Annotated in this window: 11 protein-coding genes; 4 read left to right on the top strand and 7 right to left on the bottom strand. The window is 72.8% G+C overall.

Annotated features, from left to right (window positions below; genetic code table 11):
- The coding region (locus tag D0D28_RS37760) for a DUF2695 domain-containing protein (protein WP_116115370.1) at positions 1–639 on the bottom strand (639 nt) is incomplete at its 3' end.
- A gap of 341 nt (positions 640–980) precedes the next feature.
- Here D0D28_RS37760 and D0D28_RS34460 point away from each other — a divergent pair.
- Positions 981–1409, top strand: coding sequence for a GNAT family N-acetyltransferase (locus D0D28_RS34460; protein WP_116115368.1), 429 nt, complete (start codon positions 981–983; stop codon positions 1407–1409).
- Here D0D28_RS34460 and D0D28_RS34455 read toward each other — a convergent pair.
- Positions 1402–1983 (bottom strand): TetR/AcrR family transcriptional regulator, encoded by a 582-nt coding sequence (locus D0D28_RS34455; protein WP_094004368.1) that lies wholly within the window; start codon positions 1981–1983, stop codon positions 1402–1404. The two genes, D0D28_RS34460 and D0D28_RS34455, sit on opposite strands and share 8 nt — an antisense overlap.
- Before the next feature lie 185 nt (positions 1984–2168).
- Between D0D28_RS34455 and D0D28_RS34450 the strand changes: the two genes are divergently transcribed.
- Positions 2169–4340 carry an MMPL family transporter gene (locus D0D28_RS34450; protein WP_116115366.1) on the top strand — a complete coding sequence of 724 codons (2172 nt, stop codon included), beginning with the start codon at positions 2169–2171 and terminating at the stop codon, positions 4338–4340.
- Here the strand turns inward: D0D28_RS34450 and D0D28_RS36435 are convergent.
- From D0D28_RS36435 to hisD, 4 genes are read right to left on the bottom strand one after another with little or no spacing between them, the layout of a single operon-like run.
- Complete coding sequence (locus tag D0D28_RS36435) at positions 4337–4495, bottom strand: hypothetical protein (protein WP_167481565.1); 159 nt, start codon at positions 4493–4495, stop codon at positions 4337–4339. The two genes, D0D28_RS34450 and D0D28_RS36435, sit on opposite strands and share 4 nt — an antisense overlap.
- Positions 4492–5091, bottom strand: coding sequence for an imidazoleglycerol-phosphate dehydratase HisB (hisB, locus tag D0D28_RS34445; protein ID WP_094004366.1), 600 nt, complete (start codon positions 5089–5091; stop codon positions 4492–4494). Before hisB ends, D0D28_RS36435 begins: the two co-directional genes overlap by 4 nt.
- Positions 5088–6185: a histidinol-phosphate transaminase gene (locus D0D28_RS34440; protein ID WP_116115364.1), complete on the bottom strand. Its 1098-nt coding sequence runs from the start codon at positions 6183–6185 to the stop codon at positions 5088–5090. The genes hisB and D0D28_RS34440 overlap by 4 nt, the downstream gene beginning before the upstream one ends.
- Complete coding sequence (hisD, locus tag D0D28_RS34435; protein ID WP_094004364.1) at positions 6182–7507, bottom strand: histidinol dehydrogenase; 1326 nt, start codon at positions 7505–7507, stop codon at positions 6182–6184. Before hisD ends, D0D28_RS34440 begins: the two co-directional genes overlap by 4 nt.
- A gap of 49 nt (positions 7508–7556) precedes the next feature.
- Between hisD and D0D28_RS34430 the strand changes: the two genes are divergently transcribed.
- On the top strand, positions 7557–8351 hold the full coding sequence (locus tag D0D28_RS34430) for a carbon-nitrogen hydrolase family protein (RefSeq protein WP_116115362.1): 795 nt from the start codon (positions 7557–7559) through the stop codon (positions 8349–8351).
- Positions 8352–8560: 209 nt separating this feature from the next.
- Positions 8561–8683, top strand: coding sequence for a hypothetical protein (locus D0D28_RS37450; RefSeq protein ID WP_255407852.1), 123 nt, complete (start codon positions 8561–8563; stop codon positions 8681–8683).
- 13 nt (positions 8684–8696) lie between these two features.
- Here the strand turns inward: D0D28_RS37450 and D0D28_RS34420 are convergent.
- Positions 8697–8811 (bottom strand): integrase core domain-containing protein (locus tag D0D28_RS34420; RefSeq protein ID WP_162831103.1); only part of this gene is annotated, 115 nt, incomplete at its 5' end.

Here is an 8811-nt window from a genome sequence, read left to right as displayed (position 1 = left end):
CAGGGGCGGCGCCGCGCCTGTGCCGAGGTGGGGCGGCGGGGCGCCGAGCGCAGCCGGGGGTGGTGCCGCGCCCGAGCCGCGGTCGCGCGGTGGTGCGCCGAGCGCAGCCGGAGGTGGCGCCGCGCCTGTGCCGAGGTGGGGCGGCGGGACGCCGAGCGCAGCCGGGGGTAGTGCCGCGCCCGAGCCGTGGCGGGGCGATAGTGCGCCGAGAGCGGCCGGCGGTGGCGCCGCGCCCGAACCGCGGTCGCGCGGCGGGGCACCGGGCGCAGCCGGAGGTGGCGCCGCGCCTGTGTCGCGGTGGGGCGGCGGGACGCCGAGCGCGGCCGGGGGTAGTGCCGCGCCCAACCCGCCGTGGGGCGATAGTGCGCCGAGAGCGGCCGGTGGTGGTGCCGCGCCCGAGCTGTGGTCGCGCGGCGGGGCGCCGAGTGCCGGCGGCACCCCGCAGTCGCAACTGACCTTGCGTTTTCGGAGCGTTCGGTCGAGCGCAGCCACCCCTGGCGCACGCAGGGCGCGCCACCGCCGGGTCCAGCGCAGCGTGCCGTCGCAGCCGAAATCGGCCAGCAGGCGGCGCACGTAGCAGCTCAGGCATTCCCGCTCCTGCGGCGAGGTCCACAACTCGAGCAGTCCGGGGTTCGTCATCGGGGTCCTCCTTCGGTCCGTGCTCCCTGACTACCAGCGCCCACCGACAAAAACCCTGCGCCGCTTACCCCGATCGTGGGCGACTGGACGCGACCATGGACGAAAAGTCGATCATTCGGGTGGCGAAGCTGGGTTCCGGTGGCCGGCGAGGGCCTGCGCCCACGGTCCCGGCACGACGTGCACCTGGCGCGTGACCGTGGGACCGCGAGACCGGGTCGGCTCCCGGCACGGGAAACGGACGACGGCCACCGCTTCCAGGTGAGCGCGAACGGCGTCCGGCTCACCCGACTGGAGCGCTCCGCGATACCTGCGCCGTCACGGAAACTGAGCACAATGAACGGGTGCGGATCAGGCCAGCCGATGTCACCGACGCCATCGCCGTCTTCGCCCTGCTCAGCCAGACCGCCGACGGCCGTCCGCCCCAGCGGGCCGCGTTCGGCCACCACTACGAGCAGCTCATCGCGGCGATGACCTACGACGACACGGACTTCCTCGTGGCGGACCGCGACGGCGAGGTCGTCGGCTACGTGCTGGCCGCCCGGGTCCTGTCGCTGCACGCCGCCGGGCCGGTCAGCCAGCTGCTGGAACTCGTGGTCGCGCCCGAGCACCGCGGGCAGGGCATCGGCGGGATGCTCGTCGACGCGGTGGTGGAGCGGGCGCGGCGGGCCGGGGCCGTCGAGGTGAACGTCGTCGCCCGGCGCATTCCCGGCTACTTCCGGCGGCGCGGCTTCACCGAGACCGCGACCTGCCTGACGCTGCCGCTCACCTGAGCCCGGGGCGGCGGCGCGGCCGGCCGAGCAGCTTGCGCCCCACCTCGAGCAGCGACTCGCGCAGCGTGTCGTCGTCGTAGTGCGCCAGGTCGGGCGATCCGCCGGCCAGCGCGATCCCGGCGACGGCCGCGTGCGTGGCGACGACCCGCGCCGGATCGGGGTCGGGGCCGGTCAGGATCGTCATCATCCCGGCCATGCTGCTCTCCTTGCCGAAGAAGTGCTTCTCCAGCGCCCGCGCCACCCCGGGGTCGCTGGAGAACAACGCCACCAGCGCGCGGTGCCGGACCACGAGGTCGACGAACCCGGCCAGCATGTGGTCGATCCGCGCGCCCGGCCTGCGCTCCCGCGACGCCTCCGCGACGACCGCCCCCAGCTCGCGCAACCCCGGCTCGACCACGGCCTCGGTGATCTCGTCCTTGGTCTTGAAGTGGTAGTACACCGCCGCCTTGGTGACCCCGAGCTCGTCGGCGATCATCTGCAGCGACGTTCCCTCGACCCCGTGCGCGGTGAACAGCCGCAATGCCGTGGCCAGCAGGCGCGTTCGGGTGTCTTCGTGTCCGGCCACGGCTGCCATCGACTGGTGAACCTCCTCGTCAGCAGCCGAAGAGTACGCGACCGGAAATCGCCCTGCAAACGTTTGAGGCCCTAGCCGTGCGGCTAGTCACACACTAGCCGATCGGCTTGGCGAAGCACTTGCCGATCGGCTAGCTTCGAGAGTCACCGGATCGGATGTCACTCGACTGAATTGGAGCCGAGTACGTGGCCACCCTGCTCTACCGCCTAGCCCGGTTTTCGTTCCGCCGGCGCTGGCTCGTCGCGAGCGTCTGGACGGCGATCCTGCTCGTCCTCGGCGGCGGCGCGCTGACGCTGTCCGGCCAGATGTCGAACTCGGTGACCATCCCCGGCACCGAGGCGCAGCAGGCCATCGACCACCTGAAGGACAAGTTCCCGCAGGCGGCGGCCGGCAACGCCACCGCACGCGTCGCGATCGAGGCGCCGGCCGGGCAGACACTGGCCGATCCGGCGGCCCGGGCGACCGTCGAGGACCTCGTCGGCAAGCTGAAGACCGCGCCGGGCGTGGCGGCGGTCGCCGACCCGTACCAGGCGAAGACGGTCACCGAACGGATCGCGGTAGCCCAGGTGAGCTACAAGGTCCCCGCCCCGGAGGTCACCGACAGCGACCGGGAAGCGCTCAAATCCGCCGCCACCGCGGCCAAGAGCGCCGGTTTCACCGTCGAATTCGGCGGCGACGCGATCCAAGGCGTGCCGGCCACCGAGGCCACCGAGGGCATCGGCGTGATCGTCGCGGCCATCGTCCTGGCGATCACGTTCGGCTCGATCGTCGCCGCCGGGCTGCCGCTGCTGACCGCCCTCATCGGCGTCGGCGTGGGCATGGCCGGCGTGATGACCGTGTCCGGGTTCGTCGATCTGAACTCCAACACCCCGATCCTCGCGCTGATGCTCGGCCTGGCCGTCGGCATCGACTACGCGCTGTTCATCGTCTCCCGCTACCGGCACGAGCTGGCCGAGGGGCACGATCCGGAACTGGCCGCCGGGCGTTCGGTCGGCACCGCGGGCTCGGCGGTGGTGTTCGCGGGCCTGACGGTGATCATCGCCCTGGTCGGGCTCACCGTCGTGGGCATCCCGATCCTCGGCCAGATGGGCGTCGCCGCCGCGGCGACCGCGGCCGTCGCGGTCCTCATCGCGCTCACCCTGCTGCCCGCGCTGCTCGGTTTCGCCGGCCGCAAGGTGGCCGGCAAGCGCGCCCGCCCCAAGCACGACGGCAGGCCCGCGATGGGCGAGCGCTGGGCCCGGTACGTGGGCCGGCACCGGGTTCCGGTGCTGGTGACGGCCGTCGTGGGTCTGCTCGTGGTCGCGATCCCGGCGCTGAGCATGCAGCTCGGCCTGCCGACCGACGCGACGGCCGCGCCGGACTCGACCCAGCGCAAGGCCTACGACCTGATCAGCAAGGGCTTCGGCGAAGGCACCAACGGGCCGCTGATCGTCGTCATCGACTCCGCCGACGCGCCGGACCCGCGCCTGGCCGCCACCGAAGCCACCGACTCGATCTCCCGCCTGCCGGACGTCGCCGCGGTGACCCAGGCTCAGTTCAACGCCGCGGGCGACACCGCGCTGGTCACCGTGATCCCGAAGAGCGGCCCGAGCAGCGAGGAGACCGAACGGCTCGTCGCGAGCATCCGCGACCAGTCCGACCGGCTCTCCGGCGCCACCGGCGCGAAGCTGTCGGTGACCGGCCAGACGGCACTGCAGATCGACGTGTCGGAGAAGCTGGCCGGCGCGATGCTGCCCTACCTCGGCCTGATCGTCGGGCTCGCGTTCCTGCTGCTGATGCTGGTGTTCCGGTCGATCATCGTGCCGCTGAAGGCGACGCTGGGCTTCCTCGGCTCGGTCGTGGCGACCTTCGGCGCGGTGGTCGCGGTGTTCCAGTGGGGCTGGCTCACCGATCTGCTCGGCGTGGACTCGACCGGCCCGATCATGAGCATGCTGCCGATCCTGCTGATCGGGGTGCTGTTCGGCCTCGCGATGGACTACCAGGTGTTCCTGGTGACCCGGATGCGCGAGGACTACGTGCACGGCGCCGACGCCCGGGACGCCGTGGTGAGCGGGTTCCGGCACGGCGCCCGGGTCGTGGTCGCGGCGGCGTTGATCATGATCAGCGTGTTCGCCGGGTTCGTCGCGGCGGAGCTGTCACTGATCCAGTCGATCGGGTTCGCGCTGGCGTTCGGCGTCCTGGTGGACGCGTTCGTGGTGCGCATGACGATCGTGCCCGCGGTGATGTCGCTGCTCGGCAAGCACGCGTGGTGGCTGCCGAAGTGGCTGCAGCGCGCGCTGCCGAACGTCGACGTCGAGGGCGAGAGCCTCGCCAAGCACCTCGACGACCAGCGGGAGCTGGAAGAGGCCCGGAGCTAGGACACCAGCCAGGCGACCGCGCCGCCGACGGCCAGGAGTGCCGCGACCAGCAACAGGATCGCGAGCACCCTGGCCGTCTTCCACGTGCTGTAGACGCCGCCGACCAGGAAGCCGCCCAGCGCCAGCAGGAGGACGGCGACCAGTTCCTTGCTCACAGAACACCCTTCGTCGAGGGGATGCCGCCCGCGCGCGGGTCCGGCTCGGTCGCCGCGCGCAGGGCACGCGCCACGGCCTTGTACTGGGCCTCGGCGATGTGGTGCGGGTCGCGGCCGTGGATGACCCGCACGTGCAGCGCGATCTGCGCGTGGAACGACAGCGAGTCGAACACGTGCCGGGTCAGCACGAACGGGTAGTTCCCACCGATGGTGAACGTGTTGAACTGCTCCGGCTCGCCGACGTGCACGCAGTACGGGCGGCCGGACACGTCGATCGCGGCGTGCGCGAGCGTCTCGTCCATCGGGATCCACGCGTCGCCGAAGCGGCGGATGCCCGACTTGTCGCCGAGTGCCTGGCGGATCGCCTGGCCCAGCACGATCGCGGTGTCCTCGACCGTGTGGTGCGCGTCGATCTCGATGTCGCCGGTCGCGTCGATCTTCAGGTCGAGCGAGCCGTGCACGCCGAACGAGTTGAGCATGTGGTCGTAGAACGGGACCCCGGTGGACACCTCCACCTGCCCGGTGCCGTCCAGGTCTACCACCACGGTGATCGAGGACTCCTTGGTGGTCCGGGAAACCTTGCCGACGCGGCTCACCGCGGGACCTCCTTGCTCGCCGCCAGGAAGGCGTCGTTCTCCTCCGGGGTGCCGATGGTCACCCGCAGGTGACCCGCGATGCCGACGTCGCGGATCAGCACCCCGTTGTCCACGTAGGCCTGCCAGCTCGCCTTCGCATCGGCGAAGCGGCCGAACAGGATGAAGTTGGCGTCGCTGGGCACCGGCGCGAAGCCCAGGCCCAGCAGGCCCTCGGCGACCCGCTCACGCTCGGCCGCCAGCTTGGCGACCGTGGCCAGCGTCTCGTCCGCGTGCCGCAGGGCCGCGCGCGCGGCCGCGGGCGTGAGCAGCGACAGGTGGTAGGGCAGCCGCACCAGCTGCAGCGCGTCGATCACCGCCGGGGCGGCCGCGAGGTAGCCCAGGCGCCCGCCGGCGAAGGCGAACGCCTTGCTCATCGTGCGCGACACGATCAGCTGCGCCGGGTAACGCTCGATCAACTCGACCGCGCTGCGCTGCGACGAGAACTCCGCGTACGCCTCGTCCACGACGACGATGCCGGGCGCGGCGCGCAGCACCAGCTCCAGCTCGTCGAACGGGATCGAGCCGCCGGTCGGGTTGTTCGGGCTGGTCACGAACACGACGTCGGGCCCGCGCTCGGCGATGATCCGCGCCGCGGCCCCGGTGTCGAGCGTGAAGTCGTCGCGCCGGGGCGTGGGCACCCAGTCGGTGCGGGTGCCGGCCGCGATGATCGGGTGCATCGAGTACGACGGCTCGAAACCCAGCGCGCTGCGGCCGGGACCGCCGAAGGCCTGCAGGATCTGCTGCAGCACCTCGTTGGACCCGTTGGCGGCCCACAGGTTCCGCTCGGTCAGCGACACGCCCGTCGCGCCGGACAGGTACGCGGCGAGGTCCTGGCGCAGGGCGATCGCGTCGCGGTCCGGGTAGCGGTGCAGGCCGGCGGCCACCTCGCGGACGGCCTCGGTGACGTCGTCGACCAGGGCCTGCGGCGGCGGGTACGGGTTTTCGTTGGTGTTGAGCCGGACCGGGACGTCCAGCTGCGGCGCGCCGTAGGGGCTGCGGCCCCGCAGGTCCTCGCGCAGCGGCAGGTCCTCGAGACGGACGTCGTCGGAACTCACTCGGCTCCTCCCGGGAAGCGCGCGGTGACCGCTTCCCCGTGCGCGGGCAGGTCTTCGGCGTTGGCGAGCGCGACGACCTTGCCGGCCACCTCGCGCAGCGCCTGCTCGCTGTAGTCGATGACGTGGATGCCGCGCAGGAAGCTCTGCACGGACAGCCCCGACGAGTGCCGCGCGTAGCCGCCGGTGGGCAGCACGTGGTTCGAGCCCGCGCAGTAGTCGCCGAGCGAAACCGGCGCGTACGGGCCGACGAACACCGCGCCCGCGTTGCGCACCCGGGCCGCGACGGCGCGCGCGTCGGCCGTCTGGATCTCCAGGTGCTCGGCCGCGTAGGCGTCCACCACCCGCAGACCGTCCTCCACAGTGGACACCAGCACGGTGCCGGACTGCCTGCCGCGCAACGCCTCGCCGATGCGCTCGGTGTGCTTGGTGGCGGCGACCCGGGCGGTCAGCTCCTCGTCCACCGCGTCGGCCAGCTCTGCCGACGTGGTGACCAGCACGCTCGCGGCGAGCGGGTCGTGCTCGGCCTGGCTGACCAGGTCGGCGGCCACGTGCACCGGGTCGGCGGTCTCGTCGGCCAGGATCGCGATCTCCGTCGGGCCCGCCTCGGAGTCGATGCCGATCAGGCCGCGCAGCAGGCGCTTGGCGGCGGTGAGGTAGATGTTGCCGGGTCCGGTGACCAGGTCGACCGGGACCAGCTCGGCGCCGTCGGTGTCGGTGCCGCCGTAGGCCAGCAGCGCCACGGCCTGCGCCCCGCCGACCGCCCACACCTCGTCGACGCCCAGCAGCGCCGCGGCGGCCAGGGTCGTCGGGTGCGGCCGTCCGCCGAACTCGGCCTGCGGCGGCGAGCACAGCACCAGCGAGCCGACGCCCGCGACCTGGGCCGGGACGACGTTCATCACCACGCTCGACGGGTACACCGCGAGCCCGCCGGGGGCGTAGAGGCCGACGCGCTCGACCGGCACCCAGCGCTCGGTGACCGTGCCGCCGTCGACGACCGTCGTGGTCACGTCGGTGCGGCGCTGGTCGGCGTGCACCTTGCGGGCGCGGTCGATCGCCTCCTCCAGCGCGGCGCGCACGGCCGGGTCCAGGGTGGTCAGCGCGGCCTCGATCTCGGCGCGCGGCACGCGGACGCTCGCCGGGCGCACGCGGTCGAACCGCTCGGTGTACTCCAGGACCGCCTCGACCCCGCGCTCGCGGACCGCCTCGACCACCGGGCGGACCTGATGCAGCGCCGCGTCCACGTCGATCTCGGCACGCGGGAGCGTGGCTCGGAGTTCGGTGGCGGACGGCACGCGTCCACGCAGGTCGATGCGGTTCAACATGGGTCTAGGGTACGAGTTGGAACGTTGACGACGACCAGGGAGGTAGCCGGTGCTCCGGATCGGCTTGTGCCAGCTCACATCGAGTGCCGACCCCGCGGAGAACCTCGCCCCGATCCGCGAGGGCGTGGCGCGCGCGGCGGGCGAGGGGGCGCGGGTCGTGGTGTTCCCGGAGGCGGCGATGGCGCGGTTCGGGGTGCCGCTCGGGCCGCTGGCGGAACCGCTGGACGGGCCGTGGGCGAAGTCGGTGGCCGCGATCGCCGACGAGCACGGCGTGCTGGTGGTGGCCGGGATGTTCACGCCGTCGGACGACGGCCGGGTGCGCAACACGCTGCTCATCACCGGGCTCGGGCACCACCTCGGCTACGACAAGATCCACCTCTACGACGCGTTCGGGTTCCGCGAGTCGGACACGGTCGCGCCGGGCGCGTCGCCGGTGACCGTCGAGGTCGACGGCGTCACGCTGGGCTTCGCGACCTGCTACGACGTGCGGTTCCCGGAGCTGTTCCGCGCGCTGGCCGACCGGGGCGCGGCCGCGGTCGTGCTGCCGACGTCGTGGGGCGCGGGCGAGGGCAAGCGGGACCAGTGGGAGGTGCTGGTGCGGGCGCGGGCGCTCGACTCCGGCTGCTGGGTGCTGGGCTGCGGCCAGGCCGACCCGGCGGCGAGCGGGGTCGAGGTGAACCCGAAGGCGCCGACGGGCATCGGGTACTCGACGGTGGCGGACGGCTTCGGGCGCGTGCACGCCCAGCTGGGCGCCGGGCCGGAGTCGGTGGTCGTGGACATCGACCCGGAGGTCGCGGAAAAGGCCCGCAACGCGACGGGAGCGCTCGCCAACCGGCGGCTCTGAGGTGGGCGACTACCCGAAGCCGCACGACCCCGAGGCGCTGCAGCGTATGGCGCCGGAGTCGGCCCCGGTGGGCAGCACCGGCGCGCACGTGGTGGTCGACAACCTGGGGTACCGGGGCGTCACGGTCACCTGGCACCACCACTTCATCCTGACCACCGCGGCCGAGGAGGCCTGGAGCCGGGCGACCCGCACGGGCCGGACAGCGGCTGGTGCACACCATCGTGGTGACCGGCCGGACGCAGCCGACGCCGTGGTGGGACTGGTACACCACCCGGTTCGAGGAACGCCACGCCCGGTTGCGGGCGATGTGGAACCGGCAGCAGGGCGGCTAGGTGTACTTGGCCGTTAGGTTGGTGGCAGTCGGCTGGTGGGTGGGTGGCCGCCGAGTGCGTTGTGGCGGCGTTGAGTGTTGTAGTGCTCGAGCCAGGGCGCAAGCGCGGCGGCTCGTTCGGTGTTGCTG

Source organism: Amycolatopsis ruanii, from assembly GCF_003385175.1.
GTDB lineage: Bacteria > Actinomycetota > Actinomycetes > Mycobacteriales > Pseudonocardiaceae > Amycolatopsis_E > Amycolatopsis_E thermalba.
The sequence above is the reverse complement of the archived record's forward strand: the minus strand, read 5'-3'. Positions and strand labels throughout refer to the sequence as shown.

Coding starts and splice junctions, on each gene's coding strand:
- D0D28_RS34455 (WP_094004368.1), bottom strand. CDS start 1,983: ATGGCAGCCGTGGCCGGACACGAAGACACCCGAACGCGCCTGCTGGCC.
- hisD (WP_094004364.1), bottom strand. CDS start 7,507: ATGTTGAACCGCATCGACCTGCGTGGACGCGTGCCGTCCGCCACCGAA.